Genomic DNA, 22,632 nt, shown 5'->3' with positions numbered 1-22,632 from the left:
CCCTTTTATTCCTGAGCAAAGACGCCTGTTGACCCAAAACCGCCTTCTCCACGTGAAGTTTTTTCAAGTGAAGTCACCGGGGTCCAACTAGCCTGAATATAGGGGGCCACCACCATCTGGGCGATTTTTTTGCCTCTTTCGATAGTGAAGGTTTCTTTGCCAAGGTTAATCATAATAACACCGATTTCTCCGCGATAGTCGGCATCTATGGTCCCTGGCGTGTTTACCAGGGTTATTCCGTGTTTTAGTGCTAAGCCTGATTTTGGTCTTATTTGAGCCTCATACCCATCAGGCAGAGCAATTTTAAGGCCCGTTGGAACCAGTGTGCGATCGCCTGGTGCCAATTCTATTACCTTATCAACAGCAGCAAGAAGATCCATCCCAGCTGACTGTGGGGTGGCATAAGAGGGAAGGGGGAGGCCTTCTCCGTGTGAGAGCTGAACGATCGAAATCTCTACGTTCATACAATTTCTTCCTGACGTGTATGCTTGTGATCAAGCATTAAGGGTTAAGTGGTCTGCAATGCGCTTGGACAGCTTTTTTGCTGCTGCGTCTTTTGTCATTTTATGCCATGGATTCACGCCGTTTTTATCGATTAAAAACAGTGTGTTTTCGTCCCCACCGAAAGTGCCTGTGGCCGGCGATACATCATTTGCCAAAATCCAGTCACATCCCTTTCGCTCTCGTTTTGAAACAGCGTTTTCCGTGACATGCTCTGTCTCAGCGGCAAAGCCAATGACAAGTCCGGGGCGATTTGGACCAGATTGAGACAGTGTCGCGAGAATATCAGGGTTCTGAATAAAACTAAGTGTCGGTGCTTCTGTGTTGTTTTTCTTTTTGATTTTTTGTTTGCTTGGTTCTGCGACACGCCAGTCCGCGACAGCTGCGGCACAAATGGCAATGTCAGATGGCATCGCATTTTGACAGGCAGCAAGCATTTCTTCGGCACTTGTGATGGAAATGAAATTCACCCCCTGTGGGGGCGATAGTTTTGTTGGGCCAGATACCAATGTGACGTCAGCACCAAGTTGTTGCATGGCTTTGGCAATGGCATAGCCCTGCTTGCCGGACGAATGATTGGCAATGTACCTGACTGGATCAAGCGCCTCGTGTGTTGGACCCGCTGTGACAAGGGTTTTTACCCCAGCCAGTGGTTTTTCGTCGGGGGTGGAAAAATAATCTTCAATAGCACTTAGGATTTCAGCGGGTTCAGACATACGTCCTGGGCCAAACTCCCCACATGCCATGGCGCCTTCGCCCGGGCCGATAACCTTGACACCACGACGGACCAAGGTTTCCAGATTGGCTTGTGTTGCGGGGTGTTCCCACATGCGTACATTCATCGCGGGTGCAATAAGTGTATCTTTATCCGTCGCAAGCAAAACCGTAGAGGCAAGATCATCTGCACGTCCCTGGGCCATCTTTGCCATGAAATCAGCACTGGCAGGAACGACAACGACAAGATCGGATTGGCGTGAAAGCTGAATATGCCCGATTTCAGTTTCATCAGTAAGTGAAAAGAGATCAACAAAGGTCTTTTCGCCTGTCAGGGCCGAAACCGAGAGTGGCGTTACAAACTCTGATCCGGATTTTGTAAGGATTGCACGCACAGAGACGTCACGCTCTTTAAGGCGCCGAATCAACTCCAGAGATTTATATGCTGCAATACCACCAGTAACCACCAGTAGAATGCTTTTGCCAGTTATCATTATTAAACGTACTATTTCACTGTAAAATTGCGTAAATTAACCTCTTAATTTTTTGGCTAAATCGCTCACTTGTCAACAGGAGATGTTAATAATTGTTAACTATTGAAAAATATAAAATTTACAGCAAATCCAATGGAAAATGTGAAACTGGCTATTGCAATGATGAAAGCCCATTTGGCAGTACCACTACTTTCATTGTGAAAGTCTTGAATAGTTTTGTTGTGAAGCCTAAGGCCCTGCTGAGAGAATGCATCCGAAGCAGCCTCTAGATTATGAATCAATTTCGGGAGGGCTTTAAGGCTGTCGGACAGATTTGTGACACCGTCTTTGATTATTGCTTCCGGACCGCGGTTTTCAATGATCCATTCTTCGACGAGGGGTTGAGAAATTGCCCACAAGTTCAGATTCTCTTCCAGTCCTCGGCTAACTCCTTCGGCCATTACCATATTTTTTTGCAGGAGTAACAGGTGAGGTTGGATTGTCATATCAAAGGATTCTGCCAGATGAAGCATTTGACCGAGCAATTTAGCAAAGGAAAAATCACTGAGGTCTTTTCCCATAATTGGCTGGCAAACCGATCGAAGGGCCTGGGCAAAGGTTTCTATCTTTTGATCTGGCGGAATCATACCGGCAGCAACATGTGCTTTTGCCAGTGCTAAATAGTCTTGTTTCAACAGGGCAATAAGCATGTCGGCAAGAAAATGGCGTGTTGATTTATCTATTCTGCCCATGATGCCGAAATCAACGGCTACGATTCGGCCGTCGTCACCAACGAACATATTTCCGGGATGTTGGTCACCGTGAAAGAAACCATCACGGAATACCTGATTAAAGAATATGGCGGCCGCCGTTGTCAGAACCTCTTCCAGATCGTGTCCCGCATCAAGTAGAGCCTGACGATCGTCAAGAGGAATCCCTTCAATTCTGCTCATTGTCAGAACGCGACGGGCTGTTCTGTCCCAATCTACTTCTGGCGTGTCATAGGTATAATCGCCCGTAAAGTTATCGCTGAGCTCGCAAGCTGCTGCAGCCTCCATGCGCAGGTCCATTTCAAGGCGTACAGTCTCGTGAAATGTCTCGACGACTTCTGTGATTTTGAAACGTTTTAGGCTTGGCCGCGCTTTTTCCAACAATCCGGCAAGGCTATAAAAAAGAGAAAGGTCTTTTTTGAAATCTTCTTCGACACCAGGCCGTAAAACCTTAACGGCGACGGGGGTGCCATCTAGTGTCTCTGCAAAATGTACTTGGGCAATGGATGCTGCGGAAACCGGAGTTTCGTTGAAAGAAAGGAAAAAATCATCAATCTTTCCCTGAAGCTCTTTTTCGATAATAGCAACCGCACGCTTGCCATCAAAAGCAGGGAGCTGATCCTGTAGGTGAGCCAGATCTTCGGTAAACTGCTCGCCAAGTATATCTGCGCGAGTTGATAGAAACTGGCCAAGTTTGATGTGGCTGGGGCCAAGTTCTGTTAACGCAGCGGCTAGCTTTTGTCCTGGCCGAAGTTCAGTATTCTTTTTTGATGCTTTACGGGCAATCCACACAGCAACGGCAGCAAGTTTACCGGGTACAAGGCGTCTTTCTTCTAGAACAGCCAAGGCATCATGGCGTGCAAAGACGCGGGCAATTTGGAATAGACGTAAAAGAGTAGCTATGTTTTTGAACATCAAATGTGCTTCATTGAAATATTAGATACGCCATCCGCAATGTATCGCGGCAACTCCCCCAGTGTGATTTCTGTAGCTGCAATGCTCGAAACCAGCGGAGTTCATCATGGAAATCAAGTCATCCTGGGGTGGGAAACGGCGTATGGATTCCGCTAGATATTGATATGATTCGCGATCATTTGTGACCAGTTGCCCCATGTTTGGCAGGATCTTAAAAGAATACTGGTCATAAATCTGGTCTAGAATTGGCAGAACAACCTGGCTGAATTCAAGGCAGAAGAATCGCCCGCCGGGCTTTAGAACGCGTTTCGCCTCGGCCAATGCGCGGTCAATATGAGTCACGTTTCTGAGGCCAAAGGCAATGGTATAGGAATCCATGCTCCGACTAGGAAAGGGGAGATTCTCTGCATTGCCACAGGTCCAGCTCAGTCCTTTCAGAATACCTTGGTCAATGGTGCGATCTCTGCCGACAAGCATCATGTCTGGTGTCAGATCGCAAACCGTCACGGGGCCGGCCTTGTCCCGTCCTACGCGATCAATGATGCGCATCGCAATATCACCTGTTCCACCAGCAACATCCAGATGGGCTTCACCGGGCTGAGGGTTGACCCAATCGATTAAAGACGCTTTCCACAGCCTGTGAATGCCCCCGCTCATGAGGTCGTTCATAATGTCGTATTTACTTGCGACACTCTCGAATACACCGCGGACTCGATTCTTCTTGTCGTTAACGGATACTTCTTCGAACCCGAAATGGGTTGTGTCAGTCGTAACGCCTGCCGAAGTTTGTTTGTTTGTTGTATTTGCCATTAGAAAGTTCCAACTGCGAAGCTCTGGAGCAGTTATATTGCTGTGGCTTGTGTAAAGCACTTTAGTGTTTCTGCTTGAATGATATAGTACTGCTGCTTGTCGAACGCAAAGGAAAACAAGGATATGCCAGAACTGCCCGAGGTTGAGACTGTTATGCGTGGCCTACGCCCCAGTCTTGAAGGGAGTATTCTTAAAAAAGTCACACAAAGGCGCAAAGATCTCCGCTTTCCCTTGCCAGAGAATATGGCAATGAGATTAACGGGCCGTAAGGTTGAGCAGTTAAAGCGTCGGGCAAAGTATGTACTTGCGCATCTTGATGATGACATGGTTTTGTTTTTTCATCTCGGGATGTCTGGCCGCGTGACAATTCTGCAAGATGAAAAACGACCACCACTTGGGGCTCATGATCATATTATCTTTGAAACAGATGGCGGTGATGAAATCAGATATTGTGATCCCCGGCGTTTTGGCATGATGGATCTTGTCCATGTTAATGATCTGGAAAGCCATAAAGCCTTTAAGGATTTAGGGCCGGAACCCTTGGGGAATACATTTAACGGACCAGATTTCTATACGCGAATCAAAAACAAGAAAACCAATATCAAAGCCACGATTTTGGATCAGCGTGTTGTAGCGGGAATAGGAAACATCTATGCCTGTGAAGCACTGCATTTAGCTGGAATTTCGCCGGAAAGACAGGCGCAAAGCCTGACAATGGCAGAGGCCGATCTTTTGGTGGTAACCATTCGTGATGTCTTGAATAAAGCGATTGAGGCTGGGGGGTCCAGCTTGCGCGATTATGTTCAAGCCTCGGGTGAGTTGGGATATTTTCAGCATTCCTGGTCCGTTTATGGGCGCGAAGGTGAGTCTTGTCGAAAATGCGATGGTAAAGATACTGCACAATTTCTGATAGAACGTATCCAGCAAAACGGGCGCTCTACTTTTTATTGTCCTGCTTGTCAGTGCTAGGGATGCGATAGTGATGATTGATTTAATGAAACGAATATTTCCGACTTTAGTCAAAACCCTAAGCACACTCTTGGTGGGTGCTGCCCTAATGATATTAACCCCTGTTCTGGCTTCAGAAGGTGGGTTTTTCGCTGGTAGCGGTGGCGTACCAATTGTTCCGGGAATGGAAGAAATGGAAGAGCTGGGGGTTGTTTTTGATAAACCCGAAGGCCGTATTGTTGAGGCTTTTGCCTCGGGCCATTTGTCACAAGAAGATGTGAGAGAGTTCTATGGACGAGCATTGCCGCAATTAGGGTGGGAAGTCATCGGCGAAGGCCTGTTTGTCCGCGAAGGTGAGGTTTTGAAGATTGAGATCCTTGAAGGTGTGGAAAACAGCAGATCGATTCTGCGAATTATTCTCGCGCCCTCGCAATAAACATACGGCACTCTTTGCCCGAAAAAACGATCTAGAATTGATGATCCAGAACATACGATCCAGAACATACGATATTGCCCTTTACTGATAGAAGGTCGGGCAAGTCTGAAACCAGGAGCTGATCTAAAATGACATATGAATATATCGCTGTGGAAAAACATGACCGTGTTGGTCTTATCAAACTTGATCGCCCGGAAGCTCTGAATGCTTTGTGTGTTGGCCTGATTGATGAATTGGGTAAGGCTGTTTCAGAATTTGAAGCGGATGATTCGATCGGCTGTATGGTCGTTACCGGATCTGAAAAAGCTTTTGCTGCTGGCGCTGATATTAAGGAAATGGTGGGTAAGGATTTTCAAACGGCCTATCGGGAAGATTTTATCACCGATGACTGGGAAGTTCTGGCCAAAACGAGAAAGCCGGTAATTGCAGCTGTTGCTGGCTACGCACTCGGGGGCGGCTGTGAAGTTGCCATGATGTGCGATTTTATCATTGCTGCGGATACGGCAAAGTTTGGACAGCCTGAAATTACCATTGGCACCATCCCTGGTGCTGGTGGGACGCAGCGTCTGACACATTTGATTGGCAAGGCAAAGGCAATGGATATGTGCCTGACGGGCCGGATGATGGATGCAGAGGAAGCAGAGCGCAGCGGATTGGTCAGCCGTGTTGTTCCCGCTGCTGATTTAATGGAAGAAGCGCTGGCGGCTGCGAAAAAGATTGCAGGATTCTCTTTGCCTGTAACCATGATTGCCAAAGAATCCGTGGATAGAGCTTATGAAGTTAGCCTTTCTGAGGGACTCCGTTTTGAACGTCGTGTTTTCCATTCAACCTTTGCTTTGGAAGACAGACGCGAAGGAATGACAGCTTTTGTTGAAAAGCGTAAACCTGAGTGGAAACACCGCTGATAAAGCTGGCTTTGCTATGTTTGCCTGTTGGTTGGGGCGTTTAAAATTGGGCGGCCAACAGGTAAACAAAGATGTAAAAGCGGTTTAGGACTTTCTTGTATGTTCATAAAACTGACTCATCACGCTTGACGAACACACAAGGCACCGTTATAACGCCGCAACTTTCGAGATTCATTATTACTGAAGAATAGGCGCCTATCGATGGCTAATCATCTTTCTGCGAAAACCCGGATCCGTCGTAACGCACGTCGTTATGAACTGAACGCATCACGTCTCGGCCGCATTCGCACTTTTGTTAAGAGTGTTGAAGCTGCGATTGGCGAAGGCGATAAAGCTGCTGCTCAGGAAGCTTTCAAAGCTGCTCAGCCTGAAATGCATCGTGGCGTTCGTGCCGGCATCCTGCGCAAAAACACAGTAGCTCGTAAGCTGTCCCGTTTGAACGGACGCATCAAAGCTCTGGGTTAAGTTATCCTACCCATTTATAGGATGGGTTGGTAAAAAGTCGTGCTCTTTTGAGTGCGACTTTTTTTATGCGGAGTCGCATGGATTCTCCAGAATTTGCTGGAATCAGAATTGTAATTTTATTGCTTGGAAACTTTTTCATACTAGATTTAGTGGGTCATCTTTTTGGCAATACCCAAGGGCTGAATTTTTGTCGAAAAAATGTCATGTTCTTGATCTGATCGTGTTGCATGAGATGCCATTGCCGAGTACATTACATCCTCTCGGGAAGGGAAATTCATAATTAAAATATGGTTTACTCAGCATAATATTTCTGCGAGTTGAGATTATTCCGTCCTTGATATTTAGAGTGTAAGTAAAACCTAAAATTTTATTGATTTTGGGATTGGTTTTATTTTGTCTTTACATGGGATTTTTGAGTTCATTTGTTGCTTTGGACATATTTGGACTTAATGGCGGCGGGTAATGTGTGATTTTTATTTGTTAGTATGTGTGGGCGGGGAGGCATATGGCTCAGAGTGAGGTGGTTTTATCTTTTCAGGAGCAATGGGATCGTGTGCTGGGTAAGCTGCGCACTGAGGTTGGTGAGGCTGCGTATCGTAGCTGGTTAAAACCTCTGTCATTGTTGTCTGGTGATGAATCCTTTATTCGTATGGCTGTGCCGACGCGGTTTATGCGTGATTGGGTTGCAAGCAATTACCAGGATCGTATTCAGGCTCTTTGGCTTGAAGAAATCGGAACTCCCATAGACGTTGAGATTGTTGTTTTGTCTCCGTCTCGTCCCGTTCCTAAGCCTGCACTAGTTGACGTTAAGGACGAGCCTGAAGTTTTGCGTGCACAGGAAAGAGATGTGCCTGTGCTGCCTGTGGCGACTGATTTGCCTGTCGAGGCTGTGCAAGAAAGTGATGTTCAGCAAATCACAGGATCTTTGGACCCTCGATTTACCTTTGAAAATTTTGTCGTCGGAAAGCCGAACGAGCTTGCCTATGCCGCGGCTCAGCGGGTCGCTGATGCTGAGGCCGTGCCTTTTAATCCTCTTTTCCTTTACGGTGGTGTCGGTCTTGGTAAGACGCATTTGATGCATGCTATCGCACATCAAATTCGCAAGGCGCATCCTGAGAAAAAGGTTATTTATCTTTCTGCTGAAAAGTTCATGTATCAATTTGTGCGTGCTTTGCGGACAAAAGATACGATGTCTTTCAAAGAACAGTTCCGCTCAGTTGATGTCTTGATGATTGATGATGTTCAGTTCATCGGCGGCCGAGAGGCCACACAGGAAGAGTTTTTTCATACCTTCAATGCGCTGGTTGATCAAAATCGACAGGTTATTATCTCGGCGGATAAAAGTCCTTCTGATCTGGAGGGTGTCGAGGAACGGATGAAATCTCGTCTGGGGTGGGGGCTTGTTGCTGATATTCACCCAACGACGTACGAACTGAGGTTGGGGATTTTGGAATCCAAAGCAGAGCAATTGGATGTTGAAATCCCGCAAAAGGTTATTGAATTCCTTGCCCACAAGATAACGTCCAACATCCGTGAGCTGGAAGGTGCTTTAAACCGTATTGTTGCCCATGCAACGTTAGTTGGGCGTTCGGTCACCTTGGAAACCACACAGGAAGTTCTCCATGATCTTCTGCGGGCGAATGATCGTCGGGTGACAATTGAGGAAATTCAAAAGAAAGTTGCGGAACATTTTAATGTACGTGTTTCTGATATGCACTCTGCACGCCGTGCCAGGGCTGTTGCCCGACCACGCCAGATTGCCATGTACCTTTCAAAGCAGCTGACATCACGATCGTTACCTGAAATTGGACGCAAGTTTGGGGGGCGTGATCATACAACTGTTATGCATGCGGTGAAAAAGGTTGAGGAATTGAAGGCCACGGATCTGGAGTTTGCAGAGGATATCGAGCTTCTTAGCCGGATGTTGGAAAATTGACGGGTTTCTGATTTTTTTGTGCCTGACTGTGTTGTGAGCGATGTATATTCATCCTCAATTTCTATATATCTCTTTGATGTGATTCCTTGATATGATTCCAGGATTTTGGAAATTCACCTCATAAGTCGATAAGATGTTATAATTGTTTTCCTTCTGTGAACTAACCCGCTATACTTTCCGCCCGAGTCCCACCTAGAAAGTCCTAGGACTGTCAATGATGGGATGCTAAATCGTGACCTTGTTCTGTGGTGTTACCCAGGAGGGGTTTGAACTGGTACTGATGAAAGATACGGACTGAGTCATAGCATCATGAAGTTGACAATCGAACGCTCTGCATTGTTGAAATCCCTGGCACATGTTCAAAGTGTCGTTGAACGCAGGAATACTATTCCAATTCTCTCCAACGTTCTGATGGAAGCAAAAGACGGAAAGCTATCCCTAACGGCAACGGACATGGATCTGACTATTGTTGATCAGGTTGAGGCTACAATTGTTGATGCGGGTGTGACGACGGCTCCTGCACATACATTCTATGATATCGTCAGAAAGCTTCCTGACGGCTCCGAAGTCGAACTTACCGCGAATGCTGAAACAGCCCAGATGACTCTAAAGGCTGGTCGTTCTACCTTCACACTTCAGACATTGCCGCGCGAAGATTTTCCCGCTGCCGGCGTTGCTGATTTGCCTCAGGTTTTTGGTATTCAGGCTGGTGAGCTTAAGAACCTGATTGATAGAACCCGCTTTGCGATTTCAACAGAAGAAACCAGATATTATCTGAACGGCATATACGTTCATGCGACAGAGGCCGAAGGTATTCCTGTCTTGCGTGCTGTTGCTACTGATGGCCACCGTCTTGCCCGGTTTGAAATGCCATTGCCACAAGGTGCGGAAAACCTTCCCGGCGTCATTGTTCCGCGTAAAACGGTGAATGAGCTTCGCAAGCTTATTGATGAAACAAATGATCCGATTGAGGTTTCTCTGTCCGAAACAAAAATCATGTTCCGTTTTGATTCAACTGTTCTGAGTTCCAAGTTGATTGATGGTACATTCCCTGATTACCAGCGTGTTATCCCAAGTGGTAATGACAAGAGCTTGGTTCTGGATTGTAAAACCTTTTCTGCCGCTGTTGATCGTGTTTCCACCATTTCTACTGAAAAAAGCCGCGCGGTTAAAATCACGTTGGATGGATCTGCTTTGACGCTTTCTGCTACATCAGCCGAAAATGGTAGTGCGGTTGAAGTTTTGGAAGTGAACTACGAAGGCACATCCCTCGATATTGGTTTTAATTCCAGATATCTTTTGGATATTGCCCAACAAATCGAAGGTGATTCTGCCGAATTTTTAATGGCTGATGCTGCTTCCCCAACGATTGTTCGGGATTCTGCTGATACATCTGCACTTTATGTGTTGATGCCGATGCGTGTTTAGCCGGATCTGGATAAAACAGTCGTATGCAGGCTGCTGCCCAGAATGGAACATCATTTGTGACTGACGAAACCTTGTCAGAGAATCTTTGGCTGCGTCGGGTTGTTCTAACCCAATTTCGTAATTACGAGCGTGCGGAAGTCACAGTTGATGCGCGTCCTGTGATTCTTACCGGGGCGAATGGTGTCGGTAAAACCAATTTGCTAGAGGCTATTTCGCTAATGAACCCCGGGCGTGGGTTGCGAAGTGCGTCGCTGCCAGAAATTGCACGAAGATCGGCACCTGAAAAGCCGGAAGCCTGGGCGGTTGCCGCTGAAGTGATGACCGAAGACGGGCCGCGCGATGTCGGAACCGGGCGTGACCCGTTAAACATGAACGGTACCTCTCGAGAGCGTCGGATCGTTCGTGTTGATGGTGAAACCTGCAAAAGCCAGCAAGCCTTGGCCGAGGTTTTTTCGACGATTTGGTTAACCCCGCAAATGGACGGGTTGCTCAGGGATGGTGCCGCAGGGCGTCGAAAGTTTCTGGATCGATTGGTTCTTGGTTTTGATCCTGCGCATGCAGGGAACACAAGTGCTTATGATCATGCTTTGAGAGAGCGTTCTCGTCTTCTCAAAGCTGGAAACACGGATGAAGCCTGGCTGTCCACACTAGAAGACCGCATGGCAAGGCATGGTGTTGCGATTGCTGTCGCACGGCGTGAAATGACCGAAAAGCTGATTGATGCCTGTGCGCAAACTGTTGGTGATTTTCCAATCGCCGGCTTGGCTTTGGAGGGGACGGTTGAAGGTTGGTTGGATGAAAAGCCAGCTTTGCTTGTCGAGGAAGATTTGAGATCCTGTTTGGGTGAAAGCAGATCGAAAGATGCTATTACTGGTGGCGCTTCATGGGGACCCCATCGAAGCGATCTGCTGGTTCATCATCAGGAAAAGGATATGCCGGCTGCTTTGTGTTCAACGGGCGAGCAAAAGGCGCTTTTGTTATCTATTGTTCTGGCTCATGCGCGATTGGTGATGCTGGAACGGGGGGCAGCGCCCTTAATGTTGCTGGACGAGGTTGTTGCGCATCTGGATGAAAAACGACGCAAGAGCCTTTTTGATGAAATACTACACTTGCGTTGTCAGGCCTGGATGACTGGCACTGATGCTAATGTCTTTTCAGACATGGGTGAAAATGCGCAATATTTAACGATTAAGGACGGGGCCGTGTTCCTGGCCCACACGGGGGAATAGTCTCGTGCACGTCAAACTTGGAAGAAAGTGGTGAAAATGACCGAAAACGGCGATATGCTAGACCAGGAAAATGGCGGCCAGAACGGCGATTATGGCGCTGACTCTATCAAGGTTCTACGTGGCCTCGAAGCGGTTCGGAAACGTCCCGGTATGTATATCGGTGATACTGATGATGGCTCAGGTCTTCACCATATGGTTTACGAGGTTGTTGATAACGCGATTGATGAGGCACTTGCCGGGCATTGTGACACGGTTGGCGTTATTCTGAACGGCGATGGTTCTGTGACCGTTCACGATAACGGCCGTGGCATTCCCGTTGATATTCACCCCGAAGAAGGTGTTTCAGCTGCTGAGGTTATTATGACCCAGCTTCATGCCGGGGGTAAATTTGACCAGAATTCCTATAAGGTTTCCGGTGGTCTTCACGGCGTAGGTGTTTCAGTTGTGAACGCTTTGTCTGTTAAGTTGGAGCTTCATATTTATCGTAATGATATTGAACACTATATTTCCTTTACCCACGGGGAAGCTGACGGACGTCTTGTCGAAAAGGGGCCAGCGAATGGTCGCAAGGGATCGCGTGTAACCTTCTTGCCGTCACCTGAAACCTTTACCATGGTTGAATTTGATTTCAGCACCTTGGAACATCGCCTGCGTGAATTGGCATTCTTGAATTCAGGTGTGCGTATAACACTACGTGATGATCGCCATGCCGAACCAAAGGAAACTGTATTCCTCTACGAAGGTGGTTTGAAAGCTTACGTACAGTACCTTGATCGGACAAAGACATCGCTTTTTGAAGATGTTGTCCACATGGAATCTGAAAAAGACGGGATCACTGTCGAAGTCGCGATGCAGTGGACAGACAGCTATCACGAAAACACATTGTGTTTTACCAACAATATTCCACAACGTGATGGCGGGACTCATATGGCGGGTTTCAGGGCGGCCCTAACGCGTCAGATTAATTCCTATGCGACGTCCTCGGGATTGCTAAAGAAAGAGAAAGTAAGCCTGACAGGCGATGATTCGCGTGAAGGTCTGACCTGTGTTCTTTCTGTAAAGGTGCCGGACCCCAAATTCTCTAGCCAAACAAAAGACAAACTGGTTTCATCAGAGGTACGCCCCGTTGTTGAGAATATTGTCAACGACCGCCTGGGGCAGTTCTTTGAAGAGCATCCGAATGAAGCAAAGCGAATTGTCGGCAAGGTTGTTGAGGCTGCCGCAGCCCGTGAGGCGGCACGTAAAGCACGCGAACTGACTCGTCGTAAGGGGGCCTTGGATATTTCTTCGCTGCCTGGAAAACTGGCCGATTGTCAGGAACGGGACCCGGCGCTTTCTGAACTCTTCATCGTGGAGGGTGATTCTGCGGGTGGTTCTGCCAAGCAGGGACGTGATCGTGCCACACAGGCGATTCTGCCTCTGCGTGGTAAAATCCTGAACGTCGAACGTGCCCGTTTTGACAAGATGCTGTCGTCATCTGAAATCGGGACCTTGATCACCGCGCTGGGAACCGGCATTGGCCGGGATGAATTTAATATCGAGAAGCTACGGTATCACAAGATTATCATCATGACCGATGCGGATGTGGATGGTAGTCACATCCGTACACTGTTGCTGACATTTTTCTATCGTCAGATGCCTGAAATTATTGAACGTGGATATCTCTATATCGCTCAACCGCCGCTTTATCGCGCCAAAAGAGGTGATTCCATTCGCTATCTTAAAGATGACCGGATGATGGAATCCTATCTGATTAGCAATGGTGTCAAAGATGCTATTCTTGAGACAAAGGAAGGTGTTCAGGTTGCAGGGGAAGATCTGATCGAAGTAGTTTCCAATGCGGTTGCTGCTCGTAACTTGATGATTCCGCTGATCCGCAAGGTTGGCTCTGTTGAATTGGTAGAACAGGCAACTATTTTGGGCGCATTGAGCGAGCCATTACTGCTGGATGAAAATCGTGCCCCTGCGGTTGCTGAAAAAATTGCACAGCGTATGAATGAAAACCTGCCTGAACTGCAACGCGGATGGGCCGCCGAAACCAATACTGTGGATGGCGAGATCACCTTGACCAGAACCTTGCGCGGCCTGACTGAGCGTCGGGTGATTGATCTGACGCTTGTCCGTACGGGTGAAGCACGCCGTTTGAATAGCCTTGCCGACGAAATGCAAGAATTTTATGCGGCCAGTTCTACCTACCGTGTGAAAGACAAAGAGACAGTGATTACAGGGCCGAATGCTTTGGCAAATCTTGTATTTGATCTGGGCCGTAAAGGCATTAATGTTTCCCGCTATAAAGGGTTGGGGGAAATGAACCCGGATCAGCTTTGGGAAACAACGCTGGATGCAAACGCACGAACCTTGCTTCAGGTAAAAGTTGGTCATAGTGATGAGGCATCCGATATCTTCTCGACACTTATGGGGGATGTGGTTGAGCCGCGCCGTGACTTCATTCAGAGTAACGCGCTGGAAGTTGCCAATCTCGATGTCTAACAGAACGATGTTGACGTAATAAAAGGCCGGTACTTATAAAGTCCCGGCCTTTGTTATTATCGGCCTTTTATTTATGAGGTCATCTTCTTGACACCGACCTGCCACTAGCCTGCCAAATACGAATAGTTTATCAGTGACATTATGGCGACGACAAAAAAGACACCAAAAAAGGGATCTGGCTCTCGAAAATCGAAGGGGCTGAAAGCTGATTCGAAAAAAAGAGTTACAAGTGCGAGCAAGCGATCGACAAAACCCCGTAAGACTGGCCCGGCCAAGAGAAGGACAAAAGGGGTCGGCAAGAAGCGGACGGTGAAGCGTGGGCTGTTTAAGACAATGGTGTTGTGGTGTTCTGTGCTGGCCATCTGGGGCACCATACTTCTCGGCGGTCTTGTTGCTTATTACGCGTGGGATTTACCAGATGTAGGTGGATTGGATCAGGTATCCAGACGACCTTCTGTTACTTTGATGTCTGATGATGGAATTCGTCTGGCGAGCTATGGTGATGTCTATGGTGATGTGCTGGACGTTGACGAGATGTCGCCCTATTTGCCTCAGGCGATAATCGCGATCGAAGATCGCCGTTTTTATGATCATTTTGGTATTGATATTTTGGGTATAGCCCGGGCGATGTTGGTCAATATCCGTGCGGGCCGTATGGCGCACGGTGGATCAACCATTACACAACAGTTGGCAAAGAATCTGTTTTTAAGCTCGGAACGGAGTTTGAAGCGCAAGGTTCAAGAAGCTTTACTTGCCATTTGGTTGGAGCAAAAATTTACCAAAAAGCAAATCCTTACTCTGTATATGAACAGGGTTTATTTTGGCGCAGGAACCTATGGTGTAGATGCTGCATCCCGGATTTACTTTGGATTGTCAGCGCGACAGGTAGGCCTGTATGAATCAGCACTTATTGCAGGTCTTTTGAAAGCTCCTTCGCGATATAATCCTACCAGTAGTGCGTCTAAGGCGGAAAACAGAACCAACCTTGTTCTCCAGGCTATGGTTGATGCCAGATTTATCACAAGTGAAGAGGCGGCAAAGGCCAAGAAAAACCGTCCATCTCTAAAGCGGGATAGTCATGGTCAGGGAAAGTATTTCACTGACTGGGTTTTACGTCAGGTTGATGAGTATATCGGTGGATATCGTGGTGATATCGTGGTTCACACTACCTTGAATACCCAACATCAACGTCTGGCCGAAAAAAATCTTCTCAAGGTCCTAAAGGATAACGGTAAGAAGCATAATGTTGAGCAAGCTGCCGTTGTTGTCATGTCAAACTATGGGGCCGTGACGGCTATGGTTGGCGGGCGGGATTATCGGTCAAGTCAGTTCAACCGTGTGACACAGGCTCTACGCCAGCCGGGATCGGCTTTTAAACCGTTTGTTTTCCTTGCGGGTATCGAAAGCGGATTGCGTCCGGATAGTCGGTTTGTCGATAAGCCGATCAAGGTCGGAAAATGGAAACCGGGAAATTACAAAGGCAAGTATTATGGCGACGTTACTTTGCGAGATGCCTTTGCAAGGTCGATGAACTCGGTCGCTGTGCAAGTCTCGGAAAAGGTTGGGCGAAAGCAAGTGGCAGAGGTTGCGCACCGATTAGGTATTGAAACTGATCTGGATACATCCCCTTCCATTGCCTTGGGTGCGTCCGAAGTGACTTTATTGGAACTTACTGCGGCCTATTCTGTTTTTTCCAACGGGGGGAATGCAGTTTCTGCCTATGGCATTAAAGAAATTCAGGACCGTAACGGTAACAAGCTCTATCAACGCACAGGAAGTGGCCTTGGCCGTGTTGTAAAGACGCGTAATGTTGCCATGATAAATGACATGATGAGCGCAACCGTTGCCTGGGGAACGGGAAAAGCTGCGCAAACTGGGCGTGCGGCAGCCGGAAAAACCGGAACGACACAGGATTCACGTGATGCTCTTTTTGTGGGCTATACGCCCTATACTGTCGCAGGTGTATGGTTTGGCAATGATAATGGCAGCCCTATGAAATCAGTCACAGGCGGCACCCTGCCTGCCAGGGTATGGGGGAATCTTGTTCGTGAAATTGAACAGAATAAACCCGTTGTAGAGCTACCAAAACAATCCCCAACGGTGCTGGAAGATGTTGTTGAAGAGGCGTCAGGGTTTTTGGAAAGCCTTTTTGGCCGCTTGAAGTCGAGTGATAGTTCAACTGATAACAATGACAGAAAGCCCCGGGATAAAAATGATTTGGATTACCTGCCTTCTAATAATGGTACCGGAAAATTTAAATAATCTGATTACATACTTTTTCGTGCCCAGCGATTTTTGGCAACAATCATAAGTTGCCGCATATTTTGGTCAAATTCGGGTGTTTATACTCTACCTTGGACAGAAGATCGCTATCTATTCGGGAAAGTGTAAATATGGGAAAGCTTCAGCAGATCATTATAGCTGGGATCATCGCATTGAATTTGGCTACGAGTTCTCTTGCGGTGTCCGCGACATTTGATGACGCGATGGCTGCCTTTGATCGCCGGGATTATGCCGTTGCCTTTCGCGATTTTTCCAAAGCTGCAATGGCAGGTAATCGTGATGCTCAATTCATGTTGGGGTATGTTTATTCCAAAGGTTATGGAACAACACAGGATTATGTTCAGGCCCACAAGTGGTTCAATATTGCCGCGTCCCAAGGGGATCGGGAAGCTCGTAGGGCACGGGATAAGTTGACGCCTTTCATGTCAGCGCAGCAGATTTCTTTGGCACAAGAGGAAGCCGCCAATTGGCAACCAGTTTCGGTGAAATCAAAAAATGCTGATGAAGACGTTTTGTCGGAACAGCCTGAGGCCGAAAAGCTTGAGGGTGACGAGAAGCAACAATCTTCAATTACGTGGTCTAACCCAAATCCGCCGACGGCCGATGTCCAAATAGACCTGACCCGCGATGAAAAGAGAGAGCTACAGCGCAGGTTACGTGATGCAGGGTATGATCCCGGACCAATCGATGGGCTGCCGGGGCAACGAACCCTGAGGGCGATCAGATCTTATCAATCTGATTTTGGACTGGTTGTAGATGGTTTGGTAAGTCGTGAGATTCTAGAAGATTTAAGAACCCGAAATTTTGCTGACACCGTGTTAGAAACTGTAACAGACTCTCGTTCCGAAGTCTTGGTCCAGCAGTTAAGAGACCTTGATGACGAAGGGCAGAAATCAAAACTTTCCGGGGCTCAATATAAACAGAGAATTTCTGCAATACTGGCGGACTATGATCGTCCCTGGTCAACCCGGGTCTTGTTTGATTCATTCCGTGACGGGGATTTCTCTTTAAATCCAAAGTGGTTCGTTGAGTCAGGTGATTTTGATGTCGTTAACAGAGAGTATCTATATAGCTCAGTTCCGGTTGCTAAGGCTGAAACAAAAGAAAAAAGTAAAAATGGTGCCCAGGAAATTGTTGGTATTTTTTCGGATATTTTCCTGAAGAGTAAAGATCAGTCCCCCAACAATACACAATATAAAGGCTATGCCGAGATCTATAGTGCCACAAGTATCACAAACAGTTTTTCTCTAAGAGTGAATTTGAATGGGCTACAGGATAACGGACGTGCAAATTTTGGTGTGTACCAAGGATCTTCGAGAATTAATGGGTATTCGCTGGCTTATATCACAGGTAAAGAGAGTCAGGTGAAGCTAACGCGTACTTCGCGGGATGGGCAGGTCGTACTGGCGGTGGCCGATTTGGATCAACAGCTGAGTGGTGAAATTCATAATGTAGAATTACGCCGTAACAGCCGAGGGGAAATGGATATCTTGTTGGATGACAAACTTCTTTTTGAAGTTAAAGATACTTCTTTAGAGGGTGATTTCGATGGGCTGGTTTTTGGAAATCAAGGGGGTGATTTCCGTATTTATGAGATCGAGGTTTATTCTGAAAAATAGATTTCATCTAGCTGTATGAAAGAAGTTGATTGCCATTGCGCTTAAGCCATTGTTGAGACGCTTTTCGGGTACTTGTTAACTGGTCGACCAATGCCCAGAATTCTGCACTGTGATTCATATGTTCTAAATGGGCGACTTCATGGGCGACGACATAATCCAGAACTTCTTCGGGGGAAAAAATTAAACGCCAGGAAAAGTTCAGATTACCCTTTGTCGAGCAGCTTCCCCATCTGCTTGTCGTGTCTTTGATACGAATGGCTGTAATTTTTTTGTTAATTCTTGCGGCTTTCTCCTGCGCACGGAGATTGATTTCAAAGCGAACCTGTTTCTTTAGAAAATCCCGAACTCTTCGTGGCAAATGTTCCGCATGTGATTTGATATAAAGCTGATTAGCTTCTAGCCAGACAGCTCCTTTTTGAGAATAGGTTTTGGTACCTGGCTCTATCCTGACAATTTTATGCTCGCGCCCGAGAATGGGTATATTTGAGCCGTCTTCATAGGAAACTGAGGGTGACTGTTTATCAAGACGATCCGTAATCCAGTTCCGTTGTCTTTCAACAAAATCCAGTATATCAGCGATGGGATAGTTGGGGGGGGAAACAACTTTAATGGCAGCTTTTCCCGCAACCAATCTCAGGGATAGTTTTTTAGAGGTTGGGTGAGGCTGAACAATGACCTCGAGTTTTTGCCCCTGAATATCTAGATAGGTGTTTTTCTTGACCATTTGGGCAGATTATCGGTCTGTTGGCATACCCGCAACCCAGAAAGCTTAACCAGAAAAGTTAACTAGAGACGACAAGCTTAACTGATATGATCGACTTTGCCCTTAGTGGTTAGTTTCGTATTGCGCCTTGGGTTCTGTCGTCGAGCCTGTCTTGAGGTAAGTTTTGTTTTGAATTCTCATTTTTGGCCTCTAATCAAAGAATGGATAATTATCTTCGTTAGAGGCAAAAAACGTAATTTAACCAGATTACTTGGACCAGATTATTTGGGCCAAATTACTTGGATAAGATATCAATCAAAGACGCTGCCATTTTGTCTGATTCAGTGCCGTGGCCATAGTGTTTGGCATAAAGGCCATCAGGGCCGATCAAATAGGTAATTGATGAATGATCCATCAGATATTCGCTTGATTCCTCGGTTTCAGCCTTTTGGTAAAAAACACGATAGGCTTTTGCTGCGGCAGCAACCTGCTCTGTTGTCCCCGTCAGACCAACCATTGTGGGATAAAAATTTTCGACATAGTCATGAATTGCAGAAACAGTATCCCGCTCTGGATCAACCGTAATAAATACTGGTGTTATTTGCTTGGCCAGTTCCGGATCCTTTTCTTCTACGATGTCCATTGCACCTGATAACAGCGTCAAAGATGTAGGGCACACATCAGGGCAATAGGTATAGCCAAAGTAAATCAGCATGTATTTGCCCAGAAAATCTTTTTCAGTAACGTTCTTACCCGTGTGGTCGACCAAATTAAAAGGCCCACCGATAAGTGAACTCGACTGGCTAGAGGTTGGTTTCTGATCGAAAACTTTCATTCCGATAAAAGCAGCGGCAGCGACGATTAAGGCGATACATAGAATAAAAATTGAACGTGCAATAAAACTTTTCGGCATCTGATTTGGCTCGCGAAAACAGGATTGATAATCACCTTTATGTTTAATGTGAATAGGCGGGGATGACAATAACCTCAACCGATCACAATTAAGCGAAAGGTTGCGGCATAATCGCCCACTTGTTTACCTGTCCTACAGGGGGAAAGTAGCTGTTATGACCAGACGAAATACTTTCTCGCCTTGAAAAAGGCACGTTTCCCCCGTAAAGAATTAATCTAATTTCAAGGAATGAGGTTTTGTTCGTTAGGGCGAGGCCTTGTTTGTGATTTTCTTCCATTGGGTTAAGCGACGGAATTTAGACTTATGTTCAGTGATCTTTCAAAAGCATTTGGCCAAACAGGTGATCCGGCTTTCAGAAAAGTGTTCTTTATCTCTACCGCTATTTCGCTGGTAATTTTTGCACTTCTCTGGGGTTTGGCGGGATATGGTGTCAGCTTTTTGGACGGACTGATTGCGAACTGGGCTGAATCTGATGGTTGGTTTACGAGTGTGCTGGTCACAGTTGCCGAGGCGGTTTCTTGGATAGGGGTCGCCTTTTTGAGCATTATGCTCTTTCCTTCAGTGATGCTGATTATTATCCCTTTTTTCCTGGAAGATATTGCCAAGGCTGTTGAGACTAAGTTTTACCCAGAGCTAGGGGAAGGGCGCCAACCGCCAGTGGGAGAAACGATTTTAGGATCAATACAGTTTGTTGGTGTGACGTTACTGGTAAATATTATCGCTTTACCTCTATATTTCATCCCGCTTGTAAACCTTTTTGCTTTCTACTTGATCAATGGTTATCTGCTTGGGCGTGAGTATTTTGAAATGGTTGCACAACGTCGCATGGTGTTAAGAGAAGCAAAGCTGCTTCGTAAACAGTTTGGCGGACGTGTCATTATCGCTGGCTTTTTCCTCGCGTTTCTGTTGACGGTTCCTATTCTGAATATTGCGATGCCAATCTGGGCGACGGCTTTTATGCTTCATCGTTTTGAGCGCATTCGTCGAGACGTTGCGTAGTAAGAAGACGGATGTCCAATTATAAAAGACTTCTCGTGCTCGTTGTTTTAGCTATGACACTTGGCGCTTGCGGTAGCGCGGCCAAGCGAAAGGTTGTGATTGTCGGCTCAGAGCCACAGGTTTCGCAAAAAGCGGACAGTGGGGAAACAGCAACTGCAGAATCAAAAGACAAGACCGAAGCTGATAATGCAAAACAGCCGGAAGAGCTGGCCGCGTTAACCTATGATGCTGCGCCGATAGAGGCAGAAATTAACGATGATCCAAAACAGCTCTTGGGGATTGATACGCAAGCGTTAAAAGAACTGCTGGGAACACCGTCACTTATTAGAAAAGAGAGCCCTGCGGAGATCTGGCAATACAATGCAAAGAACTGCGTGTTGGATCTTGTTCTCTATGATGCTGTGACATCCTATGTTGAGGCCCGTGACGATCAGGTCAGGCCGATGGATAATCGAGCATGTTTGCGTCGTTTGCTTTTGTCAAAGCAATAGCTCGTCATCGTCACTTCTGACAGACAAAATAGCTTAACGAGATATTTCAGTGGGATATTTTTGGCAAAACCACTAAGCTTTGTGTTGATTGCTTGAGTTGTGCCCTGAATGAGGTCCCATGTTAAGTGTGAAAGGTTCAGTTTCCAGTACTGAAAATCTTCTTTTCAATGCTGTGTTACGCCCCAATAGAAACCTGAGTAAAAAGGGCTTTAAGGTTTTGATGGGCTTTATCTTCAGTATCATCTTTATTTGCAGTTTGGGTTTTTTCCTGGCTGGTGCGTGGCCTGTTCTGGGGTTTTTGGGGCTTGATGTTGCTCTGGTTTATTTTGCCTTTCGATTCAGTTACCGATCTGGCGGGCAATATGAATTGGTGCAAATGACCGAGGATGAAATGCTGGTTACAACAGTGAACCCGTGGGGACAGAAAAGATCCTTTTCCTTTCAGCCCTATTGGCTACAGATATCATTGAAAGAGCAGGATGATGAAAATTCTCTGATTCTATCTTCACATGGGCGCTCGATTTCTCTTGGACGTTTTCTTGCGCCAATTGAGCGAAAGGAGCTTGCGGACAAGCTTGTTTCTGTGCTCAATCGTCTCAAACAAAATCAGGTGTAACAGGCCAAGGGGAATACTTCGTGCCAGGCGTCTATGGTTCCGCTGAACCACTGTTTCTTTTACTCTTTGCTTTGGGCATTGAGGCTTTGTACGGGGGCGTGTTTTTCCTTGAAAAGTGGTTGCCCAAACCGCGGCGTTTGTTGGCGGGAATAATTGTGCGCTTTGACAGGCTTCTAAACGAGTCCTCTTCTTCGTCTAAAATAACGTTTGTCACAGGTGGATTGAGCACGATTTTATTGATTACTCTGGCTGTTATTGTTGGTTTTGGTATTTCTCTGATCAGTTTAAATGCGCCTTTTCTCTGGCTGATTGAGGTTTTTGTGATTGCCTTTTGTCTGGATTATAGAGATCAGCAAGTTCGGATGAGAAAGGTGCGTAAAGCTTTGGCATTGAAGAGTTTTATCACTGTACGAGGAGAACTGTATCCACTGGTTTCATCCCTGTTCCGTCCCAGAGATCTAGAGAAACTGTCCGAAAGTCAGTTGGCAGCAGCTTGTGTTGGTGGGATGGCGCGTGGTTTTGTCGAAGGTTTTATCACACCCGCTTTCTGGTACGCCTTGCTGGGCCTCCCCGGGCTTTTAGCACAACAGGCGGTTTTTCAGGGGGCACAGTTTTATAAACAGCGTTATTTACAAGCGCCGCAGGAAAAACAATTCAGTCAGATGTATTTTGTTTTCGAACGAATTTTCATCGTCGTTCCCGATGCGCTTGCGGCGATGATGTTTATTCTTTCTTCGCTCTTTATTCCCAAGACATCTTTCTCGCAAGCTTTTCTCAGGTGCTGGCGCGGTACGCATATGGCTGATGCTGCGCTTGGTGGTGCTTTGCAGCTGGATCTGTCCCGCCCCAGCGAAACCAACTGGCGACAGGAACTGGAGCGCGGCAATATGATTGTGCTAATCGCGGGAATTATGGCTATCGGACTTATCGCTAGCGCTATTCTGGTACGCTTTGCTTTTTAGGCTAAAAAAAAATCCCTGCCAGGATT

General features: G+C 46.7%; 20 protein-coding genes. 14 read left to right on the top strand and 6 right to left on the bottom strand.

Going from position 1 to position 22,632, the window contains the following annotated elements; translation table 11 throughout:
- Positions 1 to 5: 5 nt before the first annotated feature.
- From dut to ubiE, 4 genes are all read right to left on the bottom strand, one after another.
- Positions 6 to 464 (bottom strand): dUTP diphosphatase, encoded by a 459-nt coding sequence (gene dut, locus WH95_RS15045; protein WP_046508729.1) that lies wholly within the window; start codon positions 462 to 464, stop codon positions 6 to 8.
- Between the two features lie 30 nt (positions 465 to 494).
- Entirely contained in the window at positions 495 to 1,709 is a 1,215-nt protein-coding gene (coaBC, locus tag WH95_RS15040; RefSeq protein WP_046508727.1) for a bifunctional phosphopantothenoylcysteine decarboxylase/phosphopantothenate--cysteine ligase CoaBC, read from the bottom strand.
- 95 nt (positions 1,710 to 1,804) lie between these two features.
- Positions 1,805 to 3,373, bottom strand: coding sequence for a 2-polyprenylphenol 6-hydroxylase (gene ubiB / locus WH95_RS15035; protein WP_046508725.1), 1,569 nt, complete (start codon positions 3,371 to 3,373; stop codon positions 1,805 to 1,807).
- Between the two features lie 21 nt (positions 3,374 to 3,394).
- Positions 3,395 to 4,183: a bifunctional demethylmenaquinone methyltransferase/2-methoxy-6-polyprenyl-1,4-benzoquinol methylase UbiE gene (gene ubiE / locus WH95_RS15030; RefSeq protein WP_046508723.1), complete on the bottom strand. Its 789-nt coding sequence runs from the start codon at positions 4,181 to 4,183 to the stop codon at positions 3,395 to 3,397.
- Between the two features lie 123 nt (positions 4,184 to 4,306).
- Between ubiE and mutM the strand changes: the two genes are divergently transcribed.
- From mutM to WH95_RS14980, 10 genes are all read left to right on the top strand, one after another.
- A complete protein-coding gene (gene mutM / locus WH95_RS15025) occupies positions 4,307 to 5,152 on the top strand; it encodes a bifunctional DNA-formamidopyrimidine glycosylase/DNA-(apurinic or apyrimidinic site) lyase (protein ID WP_046508720.1) in 846 nt (281 codons plus the stop codon).
- 88 nt (positions 5,153 to 5,240) lie between these two features.
- Positions 5,241 to 5,567 carry a hypothetical protein gene (locus tag WH95_RS15020; protein ID WP_157845981.1) on the top strand — a complete coding sequence of 109 codons (327 nt, stop codon included), beginning with the start codon at positions 5,241 to 5,243 and terminating at the stop codon, positions 5,565 to 5,567.
- Between the two features lie 128 nt (positions 5,568 to 5,695).
- Positions 5,696 to 6,472, top strand: a complete 777-nt coding sequence (locus WH95_RS15015; RefSeq protein WP_046508718.1) for an enoyl-CoA hydratase — start codon at positions 5,696 to 5,698, stop codon at positions 6,470 to 6,472.
- Positions 6,473 to 6,673: 201 nt separating this feature from the next.
- Positions 6,674 to 6,937 carry a 30S ribosomal protein S20 gene (gene rpsT / locus WH95_RS15010; protein WP_046508716.1) on the top strand — a complete coding sequence of 88 codons (264 nt, stop codon included), beginning with the start codon at positions 6,674 to 6,676 and terminating at the stop codon, positions 6,935 to 6,937.
- A 505-nt stretch (positions 6,938 to 7,442) separates the two neighbouring features.
- Positions 7,443 to 8,873, top strand: coding sequence for a chromosomal replication initiator protein DnaA (gene dnaA, locus WH95_RS15005; RefSeq protein WP_046508713.1), 1,431 nt, complete (start codon positions 7,443 to 7,445; stop codon positions 8,871 to 8,873).
- Positions 8,874 to 9,182: 309 nt separating this feature from the next.
- Positions 9,183 to 10,301 carry a DNA polymerase III subunit beta gene (dnaN, locus tag WH95_RS15000; RefSeq protein WP_046508711.1) on the top strand — a complete coding sequence of 373 codons (1,119 nt, stop codon included), beginning with the start codon at positions 9,183 to 9,185 and terminating at the stop codon, positions 10,299 to 10,301.
- Positions 10,302 to 10,357: 56 nt separating this feature from the next.
- Entirely contained in the window at positions 10,358 to 11,530 is a 1,173-nt protein-coding gene (gene recF, locus WH95_RS14995) for a DNA replication/repair protein RecF (protein WP_342667134.1), read from the top strand.
- A 36-nt stretch (positions 11,531 to 11,566) separates the two neighbouring features.
- Positions 11,567 to 14,020, top strand: a complete 2,454-nt coding sequence (gene gyrB, locus WH95_RS14990; RefSeq protein ID WP_082114181.1) for a DNA topoisomerase (ATP-hydrolyzing) subunit B — start codon at positions 11,567 to 11,569, stop codon at positions 14,018 to 14,020.
- Between the two features lie 309 nt (positions 14,021 to 14,329).
- Complete coding sequence (locus tag WH95_RS14985) at positions 14,330 to 16,282, top strand: transglycosylase domain-containing protein (protein WP_245622982.1); 1,953 nt, start codon at positions 14,330 to 14,332, stop codon at positions 16,280 to 16,282.
- A gap of 131 nt (positions 16,283 to 16,413) precedes the next feature.
- Positions 16,414 to 17,922: an SEL1-like repeat protein gene (locus WH95_RS14980; RefSeq protein WP_046508707.1), complete on the top strand. Its 1,509-nt coding sequence runs from the start codon at positions 16,414 to 16,416 to the stop codon at positions 17,920 to 17,922.
- Positions 17,923 to 17,929: 7 nt separating this feature from the next.
- On the opposite strand, the gene WH95_RS14975 is transcribed toward WH95_RS14980, so the two are convergent.
- Positions 17,930 to 18,646, bottom strand: coding sequence for a M48 family metallopeptidase (locus WH95_RS14975; protein ID WP_046508704.1), 717 nt, complete (start codon positions 18,644 to 18,646; stop codon positions 17,930 to 17,932).
- Positions 18,647 to 18,920: 274 nt separating this feature from the next.
- On the bottom strand, positions 18,921 to 19,538 hold the full coding sequence (locus tag WH95_RS14970; protein ID WP_046508702.1) for an SCO family protein: 618 nt from the start codon (positions 19,536 to 19,538) through the stop codon (positions 18,921 to 18,923).
- Positions 19,539 to 19,841: 303 nt separating this feature from the next.
- On the opposite strand from WH95_RS14970, the gene WH95_RS14965 reads away from it, so the two are divergent.
- The 4 genes from WH95_RS14965 to WH95_RS14950 all read left to right on the top strand — a co-directional run bounded on the left by WH95_RS14965 (position 19,842) and on the right by WH95_RS14950 (position 22,606).
- Positions 19,842 to 20,537 carry an EI24 domain-containing protein gene (locus WH95_RS14965; RefSeq protein ID WP_046508699.1) on the top strand — a complete coding sequence of 232 codons (696 nt, stop codon included), beginning with the start codon at positions 19,842 to 19,844 and terminating at the stop codon, positions 20,535 to 20,537.
- A gap of 11 nt (positions 20,538 to 20,548) precedes the next feature.
- The gene (locus tag WH95_RS20715; RefSeq protein ID WP_052742069.1) at positions 20,549 to 21,028 is read left to right on the top strand and encodes a hypothetical protein; all 480 of its coding nucleotides are present in this window, start codon (positions 20,549 to 20,551) and stop codon (positions 21,026 to 21,028) included.
- Between the two features lie 118 nt (positions 21,029 to 21,146).
- Complete coding sequence (locus WH95_RS14955) at positions 21,147 to 21,644, top strand: DUF2244 domain-containing protein (RefSeq protein WP_046508697.1); 498 nt, start codon at positions 21,147 to 21,149, stop codon at positions 21,642 to 21,644.
- A gap of 20 nt (positions 21,645 to 21,664) precedes the next feature.
- Positions 21,665 to 22,606: a cobalamin biosynthesis protein gene (locus tag WH95_RS14950; protein WP_046508695.1), complete on the top strand. Its 942-nt coding sequence runs from the start codon at positions 21,665 to 21,667 to the stop codon at positions 22,604 to 22,606.
- Positions 22,607 to 22,632 lie beyond the last annotated feature (26 nt).

The organism is Kiloniella litopenaei, from assembly GCF_000982415.1.
Lineage (GTDB): Bacteria > Pseudomonadota > Alphaproteobacteria > Kiloniellales > Kiloniellaceae > Kiloniella > Kiloniella litopenaei.
The sequence above is the reverse complement of the archived record's forward strand: the minus strand, read 5'-3'. Positions and strand labels throughout refer to the sequence as shown.